Raw genomic sequence first — 15486 nt, forward strand, 5'->3', positions numbered from 1 at the left:
GCCGGTCCCCGTCGGTCAGTCACAGCGGGCACACTGGGCCAGATTCGGGGTCGGGCAGGTACAGGGACCGCTCCAGTTGCGTGAAGTTTCGGTGGAAGGCCCGGCAGACCATGCTGATCGCTTCCTCCGGGGTGGGCAGCTGGATGTCCCACAGGCGCACGGTCTTGTCAGAGGCGCTGGTGGCGAGTGTGTGACCGTCACGGCTGAAAGCCACCGAGTCCACGGGTCCGGTATGCCGAGTGAAGATCCGTCGAGCCTTGCCTGTGTCGACATCCCACAGGCGCACCGTCGCGTCATGGCCACCGCTCGCGATGGTGCGACCGTCAGGACTGAAAGCCACCGACTCCACAGGGCCGTTGTGGCCAGTGAAGATCCGTCGAGCCTTGCCTGTGTCGACATCCCACAGGCGCACCGTCGCGTCACGGCCACCGCTCGCGATGGTCTGACCGTCAGGACTGAAAGCCACCGATTTCGCGGAGTCGGTATGGCCGGCGAAGACCCGGACGGCTTCACCTGTATCGGTATCCCACAGCTGGAGGTTGCTGTAGGTGCTGCCGGTGACAAGGGTGTGGCTGTCAGGGCTGAAAGCCAGCATGTCAGGAGAAAAGGCGTTGTCTGGGAGAATGTGGCGGATCTTACGGTCTTCGGTATTCCATAGCCGGACACCTTTAGTGCTGCCTGTGGCAAGGGTGTGGCCGTCCGGACTGAATGCCACTGCGGTAGCGAAATCGGTGTCACCGGTCATCATGTCGTGCGTTTCACCTGTGTTGACATTCCACAGTCGCAGAGTTGTTGCCTCTTGGCCGGATAGCGGGGGATCCGCTCCGACCGCAAGAGTTTGGCCGCTGGAACTGAATGCCATCGATGCGACATCCATAGTGTGATGGAGAGATCTGCCGCGCATTTCTCCGGTATCGGTATCCCATTGCCGCACAGTGGTGAGATCGCTGATGGCGAGGGATTCGCCGCCAGGGCTGAGTGCTACAGGGGGCGGATACGGGCGTGCGATGGTGCGGCGGGCGTTGCTGCTGGCGGCATCCCAGATTCGTACGGTTTTGTCGCCGCTGGCGGTGGCGAGAGAGCGCCGGTCACGGCTGAACGCCAGTGAGTACACCGGTCCTGTATGGCCGACGAGTGTGTCGCGGGACTCTCCGGTGGACACATCCCACAACCTCACCTTGCCGTCGTAGCCGCCGGTGGCCAGGGTGCGTCCGTCAACGCTGTATGCGACTGAAGTGGCACCCATGGTCTCCGGGATGAGTGTGCGTACGCTCTTTCCGCTGTCGGTGTCCCACAACTGCACCTTCAAACGGTCACCGGTGGCCAGAGTCCTGCCATCGGGGCTGAACATGATCGAACCTGCCTGGGAAAACCTGCCGGAGAGCGCGCGAAGCTTCTTTTCGCCGGCGATGTCCCACAACTGCACCGTGAAGCTGTCTCCGGTGGCCAGAGTCCGGCCATCGGGGCTGAAGGCTAGTGAGTGGGCGTCATCGCTAAGGCCGGTCAGGGTCTTGCTCAGTTCCCGAGTAGAGACGTTCCATAGCTGTACGGTCTTGTTACCTCCGACGGCAAGCGTGCGGCCATCAGGACTGAACGCCAGTCTGACGCCGAACTCGGGCTGGTCGGCGATGGTGTGCTTGACCCCTCCTGTAGCCGCATCGCGCAGCCGTACGGTCTTGTCGCCGCTGGAGGTGGCGAGCGTGAGGCCGTCAGAACTCAGCGCCACGGCATCACCGTGTTCGGACTGCTTGTCGAGGGTGTACTTGACCTTGCCCGTGTCCGCGTCCGCGTCCGTGTCCGCGTCCCACGCTCGTACGGTCTCGTCATGGCTTGAGGTAACGAGGGTGTGACCGTCATGGCTGTACACCACCGAGGAAACGGCGTCGGAGTGACCGGTGAAGACGTGCCGGACAGGCAGTGCGGCGGCCGTGTAGAGAGTGGCCTTGGCCTCATGTGTCGCGCTGGTGTGGTGGGCTTGGACGGCTAGCAGCGAGGCAAGGTCGGGGTCGGTCTCCATTAGTGCGGTGGATTGGGTTGCCAGTTGCCGGGACTCGGCCACAGCCTGTGCGAAGACGGCCTTGTGTTGCTGCCAGAACGCGTACCCGCCGGCGACCAGGGCCAGAGTTAGCATGCAGGCCAGAGCAGCGTTGATGCGCCTGGTGCGTCGGATTGTCGCTTGCTGCCGCTGGCGGCTGGCGGTCAGGAACACGGCGATCTCTCGTGGCAGTCCGCGCTGACGAGACCAGGCGATGCCTTCGGCAAGGTCGGTCCCATCCAGTAGATCACCGGGGTCGCCGGTTGCGTTGAACCACACCTGCTGCTCACCGGCACGGTGGAGCCAGGCATGGAACTGGTGATCGGCCGCAACCCAATCGCGCAGGTCGCTCCAATCGCGGATGAGGGCGTCGTGAATGAGTTCGGCGGTCGCCTGGCCGGGCGTGCCATCGGACTTGGGTGCAGCCCTGGTTGCGATGATGCGGTAGCGGGTCAGGGCAGCCAGCACCGAATCGAAGACCTCGTCAGCATGCTCGTCGGGCGTCACGAGGTCCAGGGACAGGGAGCGCAAGTCCGCCAGGGGCACGTGCCGGCGGGTCGCGGGAGTGGCGTGAGCGTCGTCGGCGGGCCGTACCAGGGCGGTCAGGATCCGCTGGGCGGCGGAACGTTGTTCGACAGGCAGCTGGTTGAGCGCGGTATTGCACCATGTGGCGAGGCTGCCGCTGATGCCGCCGATCTGGTCGTAGGCTTGGTGGGTCAGCCGACCGTCCTGTCGGCGTTCCCACAGCTGGCTCAAGGCCAGTTGCAGCGGCGGCAAGAGAGTGACCGGAGCCTGCTGCCTGGCCGGGACAGAGGGCGCGGCAGCCAGAACATCTGTAATGATCCGCTCTGGCAGGCCGTCTTCCAGGTGAGCCCCCACCGCGCTGGCGGGCCGGGTGATGATGGCGTGCAGATCCTGGACGCTCAAGGTAGCCGGGACGTTCAGCAATCCAGGGGTCGCAGCTCTCAGCAGGTGGGGGGCGGAGGCCGCCAGCTGTGGGTAGAAGTCGTCCCGCATGATCAGAATGATGCTCACCGAGGCCGGCAGTTCGATCAGATCCACGAGTTGCTGCTCGACAGAGGCCAGATGGCCTTCTTGCGGCTGGGCATTGATCTGCGGGGTGAGGAGCTCCTCGAACTGGTCGATGACGACGACCAGCCGCGCGTCGGACGGTGCTGCGGCCAGCCGGTGCTGCACCGCAGGCACGATGCCTTCGGTTGCGGATCCGGGCAGTCCGGCCTGCTCCAGCTCGGCCGGCAGATCTTGTCCCGGGCGGGCGAGCAGTGGCAGCCATCGGTCGCTGCCCGGCAGGCCGCCTTTGCTGAGGGCAGGAAGGATGCCTGCTTGTGCGAGCGAGGACTTGCCGCTTCCTGAAGGTCCCAACAGCAGCAACACGCGTGGCTGACCGCGCAGTGCGGCCAGCGCCTCTTCCACCGCGACCTCTCGGCCCTGAAACCATCCGACGTGGGCGGCCGTGAACGTATCCAGTCCGAGGTAGGGGCACACCTGGTGGAGGGCCAACTCGGGGAAGACATCACGCAGAACCCGGGTGGGGGTGGCGTAGGCGATGCCCAGTCCGCGCTGCTGCCGGTCCGCGCCAGTGATCGCAGTAACCATGCCGATCACCAGGCCGGTGGCTTCATCAACGACCGGCCCGCCGCTGAAGCCCGTCGTCAAGTCGTTTGCGGCAGACAATTGCAGCAGGGCATCGGTGCCCCGATGGTCCGGGAGCAGGTCACCGGCCACTCCGTAGCCGAAATGCCCACGTTCGGGCGCCTGGCTGGGGAACCCGAAGGAACTGATGCGGTGCCCCGTGCATCCCGCTGCCGCCCCGAGCTTCACCTGGCGGGCACCTGCTGGGGTTCTGTCCAGGTGCAGGACGGCGACGTCCTCGTCCTCTGGCGCCCGCCACGCCAGCACGTGGCCATCCAGTTGTGGTGAGCCTGGCAGATTGGGGAAAGCCAGTCGCACCCGCCCGCCGGGCCCTTGCCCGGCAAGGGCGACAACGTGGGCGCACGTGATGACAGCATCCTCGGAGACGAGGAACGCGGCCCCGACCGTAGTGCCGTCCGGGCCAAGGACCTGGGCAACCGAGGCAGTATCCACGGACCGACCACTGCTCATCGGACCTGACCTCGTCTCATGGGCACCCTGCATGCTCCCCGGCCTTTCAGGCCGAGTCATGCTGCTTGCCGTTCCACAGCACCTTCACCTTCAGGTGCACTGCGGATTCACTCTTCGCGATGACGGCTCCGGCCTGGGCCGACAGATCCACCCCGAATTCGATCTCGACCTCGTCAGGGCCGATCCTCCGCAGCTGTTCCAGCGCCGCACGGGCCATGTCCGAGACCGGCCCCAGCGCCTGCTGCAGGGTTTGGGGCAGATCCCGCACCGCGTCTGTGGCCCGCCCGGCCTTGACGGGTCCGTCGAGCTCCGGCGCAGCTTCGAGCAGGATCGCGCCTCCGCCCTCCAGCGGAATCCGTACCAGGGTCTGCGCCAACGCCCTACCCCCATCTATCTGCATCCCGGGCAGCGCGCCGAGCCGGATGCCGGGAAAGGTGCATTTCCGAACATACAGAACAGCTCTTGAATCGACGACTGCCGTCGAGCGAATGGCCCACCCCATTGGGATTCGGAGCAACGAACTCACCCGTGCGGGGGCCTGAGGAAGTGCTGCGTCCTGCTGCTCGGCTCAGCGGCAGCGCGACGGCTCTGAGAACTCGTAACGAAATGACCTTCGAGGTGGTCGGATCGCTCCGGGAAGGTTGATCTGGGGTGTGGGATGGCTCGGCCGGAGCCATGGGTTGTCGATGACGACTTCTGGGCCGTGATCGAGCCGCTGTTGCCCAAGGTCGAGCGCCGGGTCCGTCATCCGGGGCGCAAGCGGCATCCGGACCGGTTGGTGCTCCAGGGCATCCTGCTTCGTGCTGCATACCGGAATCCCCTGGGAACGCCTGCCGCAGGAACCCGGCTTCGGCTCTGGCATGACCTGCCGGCGCCGCTTGGCGGAGTCGACCGAGGCCGAAGTGTGGCCGCGGCTACACGAAGCTCTCCTCGCCAAGCTTCGCGGTGCGAATGCCCTGGACTTCTCGCGGACAGCGGTAGACGGTTCCCCCATCCGGGCTCTGAAGGGGGACCCAGGACGGGACGAAGCCCGGTTGATCGGGGCAGGACGGGCAGCAAGCACCAGCTGATCACCGACGCCACCGGTATCCCGCTCGCGGCCACGCTGACCGGCGGCAACCGCAACGATGTCACCCAGCTCATCCCACTGCTTCAAGCGGTGCCATTTGTGCGAGGGGCGAGAGGCCGGCCCCGGCGTCGCCCTGACGTCGTCCTCGCCGACCGTGGCTACCACCACGATAAGTACCGTCGCCTGGTCTGGGATCTCGGAGTCACGCCACTGATCGCGCGCCGGGGAACAGAGCACGCTCCGGGCTGGGAATCGAACGCTGGGTTGTCGAGCGCACGTTTGCCCACCTGTACTGGTTCCGCCGTCTACGGATCCGCTGGGAGGTCCGCGACGGAATCCACGAGGCCTTCCTGAGCCTGGGGTGTGCACTGATCTGCCGGCGACGCCTTGCCTCACTGCCCGGCCAGGCAGGCTGATAGCGGGAGGTCGGCTGTCGCTGTCACTCCCAGCTGGTCTCCGGGATGTGGCTGTGAGAATGCGTGCCCCATCCTTCGCGATCATGCCGGGCGCAGTGGTCGGCAACCATGTCTTCCCAGGACCGATCCGGCCACCACAGAGCCCCATGTTCCTCGCGAAGGTGATCGTGAAGAGCCTTCAGTGCGACCGGATCCGTGACCCGGGTGAAGACGCAGAAGGGCCACTTCTTCCGCCCGGTGAAAATCCGGGTCGGCCTGATCTCCCACCTACCCACGAACACCCCTCACCGTCGACGTCGACGTGATGCGGCATGCGTCAGGACCTCGTTCGGCAGTTGATCATTCTGTTAGGAGTTCTCAGGGCGTGTTCTCCGCGTCCTCGGGGCCCTCGGGTTCCTCCGGTTCCAGTGTGGCCAGCGCCGCCGCCGGGTTTGCGGACGAGGGGCCCGCCGGGAGCCAGTGGTCCGCCGCGCGGCGGTACGGCCACCAGCGGCCCTCGCGGCCCAGACGGAGCTGGCGGTCACCGCCCGGCTCCGTCCAGCGGGCGCGGACCCGGCGGAGCACCGGGGCGGCGGCGTCGGAGCCGGTGTCGGTGTCCGCCCCGCCGGGCCAGGCCGACGCCAGCGCGGCCCGGGCCCGGGCGAGCGACGCCCGGTCCGGGGCCCAGTCCTCCTCCAGCACCGCGACGGACTGCGCCCCGCCGAAGCCCCACGCGAGTACGGCCCGGTCCATGGCGGCCCGGTCCCTGTCGGCAGCGGCCGACAGGCGGGAGCGGACCCGAAGGTCATGGGCCTCCGCCGTGAGCCGTACGGCATCCTGCACGAGGGTGGGCTCGGGCTGCGGGGCGCGCTCCGCGTGGGCCGGAGCGAGAGCTTCCGCGAGCAGCCCGTACGCCTGCGCCGCGGCCGCCTGCGCCAGGAACTCCACCCCGTCCACGTCCAGACCCGGCGGCTCCGTCCCCGTCTCCGTGTCCAGCGTCGGAGGCTGGCCCGGCGCGTCCGGCAGCCGCGCGGGCGGGGGCAGCGGGGGCAGGGCCGCAGCCGCCGCGTAGACCTCGGAGGCGGCGACCCCGGCGTCATCGGGGCCTTGCGGAGCCTCCGCTTCCGCCGTGCTGCGCTCCTCCAGCTCGGCCACCAGGCCGGCCTCCGCACGCCCGCGCAGCAGCAACAGCACGAACGGGTCCTGGTCCAGCAGCCGCGCCACCTGATAGCAGAGCGCCGCCGTGTGCGGGCAGTGGTCCCACTCGTCGCAGTCGCAGCGCGGGTCGAGGTCGCCGATCCCGGGCAGCAGCTCCACCCCGGCCGCCGCCGCGTCCTCCGCGAGCTCCGGCGGGACCTCCCGGTCGAGCAGCGCCGCGATGTGGCCGGACTCGGCGGCTGCCAGCCCGAGCAGCCGGTCCCATTCCGCTTCGGTGAACTCCTGAACCAGCACGTCGGTCCGGTGCGCCGTCCCGTCCGGGTCGCGCACCACGGCCGTCAGCCCGCCCGGCCGTACGGACACGGCCCCGACCGCGCCCGAACGCGCGTACCGCCGGCCCTGCTTGACCTGCTGTCCGTCCAGCGCGCTGTCCTCCAGGGCGCGCAACCAGGCATGACCCCACCAGGTGCGGGCGAAGGCGCGGCCGGGGGCGGGCGGGAGCGGCGGGAAGGTCTTCTCGTACGGGTCCTTCGCGTACGCGTCCTTCGCGTAGGGGTCCTTGGCGTACGGGCCCTTGGCGTTCATCCGTGTCACTCCCCGGAGGCGGTCGGGCGGAGCGCGACGAGTTCGGCCAGCTCCGCGTCGCTCAGTTCGGTCAGCGCGGCCTCGCCGCCCGTGAGCACGGCATCGGCCAAAGCCCGTTTGCGCTGAAGGAGTTCGGCGATCCGGTCTTCGACGGTGCCTTCGGCGATGATGCGGTGGACCTGGACGGGCTGGGTCTGGCCGATGCGGTAGGCGCGGTCGGTGGCCTGTTGCTCGACGGCCGGGTTCCACCAGCGGTCGTAGTGGATGACGTGGCCGGCGCGGGTGAGGTTGAGGCCGGTGCCGGCGGCTTTGAGGGAGAGCAGGAACACGGGTACCTCGCCCGCCTGGAACCGGTCCACGAGCTCCTCGCGGCGCGGGACCGGCGTGCCCCCGTGCAGCAGTTGGGACGCGACGCCGCGCGCGAGGAGATGGCGTTCGATGATGCGGGCCATCGTCACGTACTGGGTGAAGACCAGCACGGAGCCGCCCTCGGCCAGGATCGTGTCGAGCAGCTCGTCGAGGAGTTCCAGCTTGCCGGAGGCCGCCGCGGTGGTCGCCTCCTTCGAACCGGGCTGCTCCTTCGTGTACTGCGCAGGGTGGTTGCAGATCTGCTTGAGCGAGGTCAGCAGTTTCACGACGAGCCCGCGGCGCTCCATTCCGTCCGCCCCGGCGATCGCGGCGAGGGTCTCGCGCACGACCGCCTCGTACAGCCCGGCCTGTTCGCGGGTCAGGGATACGGCGTGGTCGGTCTCGGTCTTGGGCGGCAGTTCGGGGGCGATTCCGGGGTCGGACTTCTTGCGGCGGAGCAGGAACGGCCTGACGAGCGCCCCCAGTCGGGCCGCCGCCCGCGGGTCGCGGCCGCTTTCGACCGGATCGGCGTAGCGCGTGCGGAAGGTGCCGAGACGGCCGAGCAGGCCGGGCGTGGTCCAGTCGAGGACGGCCCACAGCTCGGAGAGGTTGTTCTCGACCGGGGTGCCGGTGAGGGCCACGCGGGCGGCCGAGGGGATGGTGCGCAGGGCCTTGGCGGTCGAGGAACGCGGGTTCTTGACGTGCTGGGCCTCGTCCGCGACGACCATGCCCCAGCGCACGGCGGCGAGTCGGGGCGCGTCCAGGCGCATGGTGCCGTAGGTGGTGAGGACGAACCCGCCGGCCGGTCCTTCCAGTTCGCGGCCCGAGCCGTGGAAGCGGCGCACCGGCGTGCCGGGGGCGAACTTCTCGATCTCCCGCTGCCAGTTGCCCAGCAGCGAGGCCGGGCAGACCACCAGGGTCGGGCCCTCGTGCCCGTGCTCCTGGCGGTGCAGGTGGAGCGCGATCAGTGTGACGGTCTTGCCCAGACCCATGTCGTCGGCGAGGCAGGCTCCGAAGCCGAGCCCGGTCAGGCGGGCGAGCCAGCGCAGGCCGCGGAGCTGGTAGTCGCGCAGGGTGGCGCGAAGGGCGGCCGGGACCTGTACGTCGGCCGGCGCGGCGGTGTCCTCCGGGGCGGCGTGCTTCGTGGCGGCGTGACCGGGATCTGAGTGACCGGGATCCGAGGGCACGGGATCTGCCGGGTCCGGGTCCGGCTCCGGCTCCGGCTCCGCACGTTCGGGATCGGCGGTGAGGAGCGTGCGGAGCCGTTCCAGCGCACCGGTGGCCTCTACGTCGTACCGCGTGCCGTCGAGCTCCGCCGAGCCGGTCAGTACGGCGGCCAGCGCGTCGGCGGCCGTCACCTCGCGCTCCTGGCGGGCGAGCGCCCGGGCCCGGCGGGCCGCGGCCGGATCGATCAGGACCCACTGGTCGCGCAGCCGGACCAGGGGCCGCTTCGCCTCGGCGAGCCGGTCCAGTTCGTCGGCGGTCAGATCGCCCTGGCCGCCCAGGGCGTAGCGCCAGCCGACGGGGTGTGCGGAGCCGGCGGAGAGCGGACCGGCCAGGGCGGCCGGACCGGAGCCGGTGGCCGGCCGGCCCACGACCGCGCGCGCCGTGAGCGTACGGGCGAGCCCGCGCGGCCAGTGCACCTGCACCCCGTCGGCCGCCAGGGCCTCGGAGGCCTCCCCGAGCAGCTCCGCGACCTCCTCGTCGGCGAGGTTCACCGCATCGGGGACGGCCGCGCCGAGCAGTGGCGCGAGCGGCGGCCACAGGCGGGCGGCACGGCGCAGGGCGCGCAGCGCGTCCAGGCGGGCGCGCGGCGGGAAGGCGGCCGCGGCGGGCCCGGAGCCGGCCCAGACGTCGGCTGCGTCCGCAACGAGCGCGGCGTCCGCGAGGCCGTGCATCTGCAGGACTGCGCGGAAGGTCGGCGGCTCGGTGTCCGGGTCCACTTCGATGCGGAGCGAGACCCGCACCCCGGCGTCGTGCCCGGCCGCGACCTCCGCGGCCCAGTCGCGCAGCTCGGGGTGGAGCCGGGCCGGGCGGGCGGCGAAGGCCGAGCCGCCGGCGGCGGCGGGTGCGGCGGGGGAGCGGGGCAGCGTGTCGGCGACGGCGTCGAGGAAAGCGCGCAGCAGCGGCTCCGGGGCGGGCAGCCGCGGCGGGGCGCCGGGGTCGCGGTCCCCGCCAGTGTCGCGGTCCCCGCCGGGTCCGGCGGGGGCGACGGGCACACAGTGGGCGTCGGGCGGCATGGCCGCCGCCAGCTCCCGGACCTCTTCCAGGTCGGCGGCGTCCAGCGGCCCGAGCCGCCAGGCGTCGTACCCGGCGGGGCTCAGTCCGGGCAGCAGCAGCCCGCGGGCGGCGAAGCGCAGGGCCAGCAGGGCGGCGGCGCCCCAGAAGGGCGCGGCACCGGCCGATGAGGCGGCCCGGACCCGGGTGAGCAGGGGCAGGGCGTCGGCGAGGGGCAGGACGAGGGCGGTCACCGTGGTGCGCCGCAGGTCGGGCGTGACGATGGTGAGCTGCTCGGCGGTGCCCTGGCCGTCCAGGCGGAGGCCCTCGGCCGGGTCCGCCCGCCAGAAGGCGATCCGGCCTTCGCGGGCCGGTTCGGCGGGGAGGAAGACGGCGGAGCAGGGGATGAGGCCGGAGATCGTCGGGAGCACGCATTCCTCAAACTTGACTACCGGATACGGGGTGGCCGAGACTAACCCACCCCCGACTGTGCCCGCCCGCGGCGACACCGTGACCCAGGTCACTTCCCGGGTCTTTCGCGCGGGCGAAAAGGTGCGGACGCCGACGCGCGAGCGGAAATGCCGGGGCGGGAACGCGGGGGCGGGAACGCGCGTTGTGTGGGGTAGTGGCCGACGGAGAAAGAGGGTGCCGCAGATGTCCACGAGCGGAAAGATCGCGGTTGCCGGTGTGGTGGCAGCCATCGTGCTGTTCTGGGCGGTCGGGTTCTGGGCCGGACTGCTGGTCCTGATCGGTGTTCCCGTGGCCGCCTACCTGCTGTTGGACTCCTCCCAGCGTCGTAGGCTGCGGGGCGTATCCAGGAAGCAGATCGGCCGCTGACGGCGGCAGGGGGGCAATCATGAGCACGGTGAGTACGGCAGGCGCGGCGAGCCCGGCGGGCGCGGCACAGGTCGCGGCGGTCAGCAGCAACGGGGTCTATTCGTTCACCAAGCCCACGCGCGAGAGCATCACGCTCCTCGAAGGGCTCGGGGTCGAGGGAGACGTCCACGCGGGGATCACGGTCAAGCACCGTTCCCGCGTGGCCCAGGACCCCACGCAGCCGAACCTCCGGCAAGTGCACCTGATTCACCGGGAGCTCTTCGAGGAGGTGGCCGAAGCCGGCCACCAGGTCGAGCCGGGCCAGCTCGGGGAGAACGTCACCACCGAGGGCATAGACCTGCTCGCCCTGCCGACCGGCACCCTGCTGCGCCTCGGCGTGGATGCGGTGGTCGAGGTGACCGGCCTGCGCAACCCGTGCCTGCAGATCGACAACTTCCAGCACGGGCTGCTCAAGCAGGTGGTGAGCCGGGACGAGGAGGGCAACCTGCTCCGCAAGGCCGGAATCATGGGCGTGGTCCACCGGGGCGGCACCATCCACCCCGGCGACACCATCGAGGTCACGCTCCCCCCGACTCCGCACACCCCGCTCGACCGAGTCTGACCGGCTGAGCCCGAGGCCCGGCCGGGGCTGAACCCAAGGCCGGGCCGGGGGCGAGCCCAAGGCCGGGCCGGGGGCGGGCCCTCTCAGTCGATCCACGCCCGAAGGCGCTCGCTGAGCACCACGTCGTGGGGCAGCTGCTCCAGCTCGTGCGCAGGAACGTCCACCCCGTGCTGCCCGAGGATACCGGCCAGGTGGCCCCAGTGTCCGGCGGCCATCTGCTCCTGCGTCATGCCGTCGAAGGGCTCGTCCGGCCCGACCACCGTCCGGGCCGTCTCCTCGATGTCCGCGACGGAGGTCAGCGCGGGGACGCCCGACGGGCCCGAGCTGCTCCAGCCGCGATCGTCGAGCAACACCACGCTGCGGCCGTCCGCGAGTACGGCCTCCAGCCGCGCCGACACCGACAACTGCTGAGCGTTCGTGGCGCCGACGTGCAGATCGGTGTAAGTGACCAAACGCGTCACCACGGTCATGCCACACCCCTGTCGGCTCGCTCGACGCCCGGCCCTGTCCTGTTCCCTGAGCTCCCCGTGACGGACCGTCACGCGCGCTCACGGAACCTCGGAGCCTACACTCGGCGCCCCGCCCCCAGCCGGCCCCACCCCGCGCGACTCAGTAGTAGTCGCGCATCAGCTCCGTCGCCCACTCCGGTTGGCGGTGCTCGCCGCGCGGGCCGAATTCCGTCATGTACGGCTTCAGGTCGAGCACCGGAGTTCCCGCGACCGCGTCCAGACCCTCCACGTGCAACTCCGGTCCCTCCACCGCCTGTACGTCCACCTTCAGGACTCGACAGCGCGAGAGGCCCAGCCGGTTGGGGCGGTTCTTGCCGCGCTGGGCGAAGATGCCGACGAGCGGCCAGTCCGCATTGCCCCGGGGGTGCCGAGCCCCCGTCTCGATCTTGTCCTCCGGCACCCGGTCGAAGTGGAAGACCACCTCGACGTGCGAAAAGTCCTCCAGCCCGTACAGGGCTTGCGGACCGAACCGCTCCGGGTCCAGGCGGATCACCGCCGTCTCCCGCCCCCAGTCGTCGTCGACGACCGCGGACCGGCCGCCCACCACCGCGCCCACCGGGACCACTTCCACCGGATCCATCAGCGCATCCTCCCCCTCACGACCAGCTCGGACAGCGCATGTGCCCCGCACGCGCACCCCCATTCCACCCGACCCCACCAGGCCCCGACCGTTCCGTGACTAGGCCGGCCGCACCGCGATCCGGTCCAGCGCCGCCAGCAGCTCGGACAGTTCCGGAAGCTTCCCGTGCGCCTCGTGCGGCACGGCCAGCACCTCGCTCGGCTCCTCGTCCAGCAGGACGAAGGCGGCCCCGCCGGTGCGGGCCACCAGTGACCATCCCGGCCCGTCGACGCGCAGCGTCCGCGCCTCGTCGCCCGCGAAGGACGACCGCACCCTGCCGGGCGGCGGTGGGCTCTGCGTGTACCCCAGGGCCTCCTCCAGCGCCCGTGCCAGCCCCGGGTGCGCGGCGGCGGCGGCCCCGCCGTCCGTGGCCTCGCGCTCGCTCCAGTCGGCCCACTCCCGGGCTATCTGGTCGGCGCCCATCCGCCGCTGCACCGAACCCCAGGCCTCGGCGGACGGCGGCGACAGCGGTACCCGCCCGGTGCCGTCCGCGCCCTGCTCGGGGTCGTGCGGATCGGGGATCCCGGCCGTGGCCACCGCGAGGTCCAGCGGCCAGCCCGCCAGCGAGACCACGATGGACCGTTCGTCGGGGGACAGGTCGTACTCCATCCCGCAGTCCCACGAGGCGATGGCCATGGCCACGAGCGAGACGTCGTCGACCACGACCGTCCAGCGCGCGCCCTGCTCGTCCTGCCCCAGCACCAGGCCGTACCCGGCCGGCGCCGGCGGCACGCCCAGCAGCGAGCAGGCCTCGGGGTAGTCGTCACCCAGGATGCTCGGGAACTGCGCGGGGGTCAGCAGCACGGCGGTCAGCACGTACAGCGAACCGCCGTCCTCCTCTTCGGACACGTGGCCTCCCGGTCGTTCTCTCGTCGGCGCACCCTAACCAGCGAGTAACCACCGCGTCGAGAGCTGGCGGGAGCCGATTTCCAAGCCCGCCACCTGCACGGAGGGGCGGCCACCCGTCACGGGAACCGGTTCGGCGGGGCCGACGGCGTGCCCGGGGACGGCGCGGCACGCGCCGGTACGCCCGCGATGGAACCGCCCACTGCGCAGGGTCACCGGCCCGATCGCCCTCTGTCGACCGGGCCACGGGCCGCGCCGGGCCTCGCTGTGCGGAGCCGTGCCGCGCCCGGCCGCGGCGGTCCGGCACGCGGGTCCGGCGCGCGGGTCCACCAGGCCGCCACCCGGGTCGCATCAGCGGGCCCGGTCCCGGGCAAGTGGCCGACGTAGAAGGTTCGTCGGTCAGGAAGCGCGGACCGCCAGCGCGAGGAAGCGGGTGTCCTCGTCGGCGTACGAGGTCAGCTGCCAGCCCGAACCGGCCAGGAGCGGGCCGAGGTTGTGCTCGGCGCGCATGTCGTCAGGGGTCAACTCCCGGCCGTGGCGGGCCGCGAGGGCTGCCCTGCCGATCGGGTGGAAGAGCGCGAGCCGGCCGCCCGGCCGGACCACGCGGGCGAGCTCGCGCAAGTTGTCACCCGGATCGGGCAGATGGGCGATGAGGCCGGCGGCGAACACGGCGTCGAGCACGCCGTCGCGCAGCGGCAACAGGGACACGTCCGCCAGGACCAGGGCGCCCTCCGCGTCCCGGCCGGCCTCCTGCGCGGCGCTCAGCATCTGCGGAGTGACATCGGCGCCGAGCACCGTTCCCGACGGGCCGACGGCCGCGCGGAGCGCGGTCAGCGCCCGCCCGGTGCCGCAGCCCGCGTCGAGCACCCGGTCCCCGGGCCGCAGCCCGAACTCGCCCACGGCGGTCGCGAAGGCGGGCCCGTCCCCGGGGAACTTGAGGTCCCAGCCGGCCGCGCGCGCCCCGAAGAACTCCTGGACGTGGCCGCGGTCCCCCGTCTGGTCCCGGGGCCGGTCCCGAGCGGGGTCAAGAGGCCGGTCCCGAGCGGGGTCCTGTGACCGGTCCCGAGCGGGGTCCCTAGTGTGGTCCTGTGTGCGGTCTTCGCTCATGTGCCCATGATCCCTCACCGGGGCTCCGGCACATGCCTGCGGAACGTGTTCAAGGTGGTACGTGGCGTGATCGAAGATGAACGTATCTCTGTCATATTCCAGCAGTTCCAGTGGCTTTCGAAATGCGGCCCGTGTTCGCTCCCTCACCCGGACTAGCTTCCGTGGCCATGGGACACCTGGACCACGCCGCCTATGGCTGGCTTACCCCCGCGCTGTCATACGTGATGGCTTCGATCGGCGCCGCCCTCGGCCTGCGCTGCACCGTTCGCGCGCTCGCCGCGACGACCGGAGCCTCCCGCCGCAACTGGCTCCTCACAGCGGCCTCGGCCATCGGCACCGGGATCTGGACGATGCACTTCGTCGCCATGCTCGGTTTCCACGTCACCGGGACCGAGATCCGCTACAACGTGCCGCTGACCATCCTCAGCCTCCTCGTCGCGATGCTCGTCGTCGGCGCCGGAGTCTTCGCCGTCGGCTACGGGAAGGACCGCGGCCGGGCCCTCGTCCTCGGCGGTCTCACCACCGGCCTCGGCGTCGCCAGCATGCACTACCTCGGCATGGCGGCCCTGCGCCTGCACGGCTCGGTCTCCTACGAGCCGCTCACGGTCGGGCTCTCCGTCGCCATCGCGGTCGTCGCGGCCACGGCCGCCCTGTGGGCGGCCCTCAACATCAAGTCCCCCGCGGCCGTGGCCGTCGCCTCGCTCGTCATGGGCGCCGCCGTCAGCAGCATGCACTACACCGGCATGCTCGCCGTCGCCGTCGAGGTCACCCCCTCGGACACGGCCCTGCCGGGGGCCACCGCCATGCAGTTCATCTTCCCGCTCGCCGTCGGCCTCGGCTCCTACCTCTTCATCACCTCCGCGTTCGTCGCCCTCTCGCCGACCGCCGACGAGCGGGAGGCCTCCGCGATGGCCTCCGCCGACCTCCGCCTGGGAGAGCGGGCCGCCACCGCCCCCGCGGGCTGAGGCGGCGCCGCCCGCGCCCCCACCCCGCCACCGCCCCCGCGACCGTCACGTACGTACGCACCGCCCGGAAC

General features: G+C 71.0%; 11 protein-coding genes and 1 pseudogene. 4 read left to right on the forward strand and 8 right to left on the reverse strand.

The features are described from left to right. Window positions 1–19 precede the first annotated feature (19 nt). On the reverse strand, window positions 20–4141 hold the full coding sequence (locus ACFWBW_RS17680; RefSeq protein WP_385373381.1) for a trypsin-like peptidase domain-containing protein: 4122 nt from the start codon (window positions 4139–4141) through the stop codon (window positions 20–22). A 64-nt stretch (window positions 4142–4205) separates the two neighbouring features. Then, a complete protein-coding gene (locus tag ACFWBW_RS17685; protein ID WP_385373383.1) occupies window positions 4206–4535 on the reverse strand; it encodes a CU044_2847 family protein in 330 nt (109 codons plus the stop codon). A gap of 282 nt (window positions 4536–4817) precedes the next feature. Between ACFWBW_RS17685 and ACFWBW_RS17690 the strand changes: the two are divergent. Continuing rightward, a pseudogene (locus tag ACFWBW_RS17690) lies at window positions 4818–5644 on the forward strand (IS5 family transposase). A 357-nt stretch (window positions 5645–6001) separates the two neighbouring features. Here the strand turns inward: ACFWBW_RS17690 and ACFWBW_RS17695 are convergent. Beyond that, window positions 6002–7366, reverse strand: coding sequence for an SWF or SNF family helicase (locus tag ACFWBW_RS17695; RefSeq protein WP_385373385.1), 1365 nt, complete (start codon window positions 7364–7366; stop codon window positions 6002–6004). A gap of 5 nt (window positions 7367–7371) precedes the next feature. Then, window positions 7372–10362, reverse strand: a complete 2991-nt coding sequence (locus tag ACFWBW_RS17700) for a DEAD/DEAH box helicase (RefSeq protein WP_385373386.1) — start codon at window positions 10360–10362, stop codon at window positions 7372–7374. Between the two features lie 223 nt (window positions 10363–10585). Here ACFWBW_RS17700 and ACFWBW_RS17705 point away from each other — a divergent pair, with 223 nt between their 5' ends. Together ACFWBW_RS17705 and ACFWBW_RS17710 are read left to right on the forward strand one after the other, a co-directional pair. Continuing rightward, on the forward strand, window positions 10586–10768 hold the full coding sequence (locus tag ACFWBW_RS17705; RefSeq protein WP_385373388.1) for a hypothetical protein: 183 nt from the start codon (window positions 10586–10588) through the stop codon (window positions 10766–10768). A 19-nt stretch (window positions 10769–10787) separates the two neighbouring features. Continuing rightward, a complete protein-coding gene (locus ACFWBW_RS17710; protein ID WP_385373390.1) occupies window positions 10788–11369 on the forward strand; it encodes an MOSC domain-containing protein in 582 nt (193 codons plus the stop codon). Window positions 11370–11452: 83 nt separating this feature from the next. Here the strand turns inward: ACFWBW_RS17710 and ACFWBW_RS17715 are convergent, their stop codons facing one another. From ACFWBW_RS17715 to ACFWBW_RS17730, 4 genes are all read right to left on the reverse strand, one after another. Then, window positions 11453–11839 (reverse strand): hypothetical protein, encoded by a 387-nt coding sequence (locus tag ACFWBW_RS17715; protein WP_385373392.1) that lies wholly within the window; start codon window positions 11837–11839, stop codon window positions 11453–11455. Between the two features lie 139 nt (window positions 11840–11978). Beyond that, window positions 11979–12458 (reverse strand): SAM-dependent methyltransferase, encoded by a 480-nt coding sequence (locus ACFWBW_RS17720; RefSeq protein WP_385373394.1) that lies wholly within the window; start codon window positions 12456–12458, stop codon window positions 11979–11981. A gap of 99 nt (window positions 12459–12557) precedes the next feature. Next, window positions 12558–13346 (reverse strand): hypothetical protein, encoded by a 789-nt coding sequence (locus tag ACFWBW_RS17725; RefSeq protein ID WP_385373396.1) that lies wholly within the window; start codon window positions 13344–13346, stop codon window positions 12558–12560. A gap of 396 nt (window positions 13347–13742) precedes the next feature. After that, complete coding sequence (locus ACFWBW_RS17730) at window positions 13743–14243, reverse strand: methyltransferase domain-containing protein (RefSeq protein ID WP_385373397.1); 501 nt, start codon at window positions 14241–14243, stop codon at window positions 13743–13745. 374 nt (window positions 14244–14617) lie between these two features. On the opposite strand from ACFWBW_RS17730, the gene ACFWBW_RS17735 reads away from it, so the two are divergent. Further along, window positions 14618–15415, forward strand: a complete 798-nt coding sequence (locus ACFWBW_RS17735; protein ID WP_385373399.1) for an MHYT domain-containing protein — start codon at window positions 14618–14620, stop codon at window positions 15413–15415. The last annotated feature ends 71 nt before the right edge of the window (window positions 15416–15486 follow it).

Origin of the sequence: Streptomyces sp. NPDC059957, assembly GCF_042730015.1 — a bacterium.
Taxonomy (GTDB): domain Bacteria; phylum Actinomycetota; class Actinomycetes; order Streptomycetales; family Streptomycetaceae; genus Streptomyces.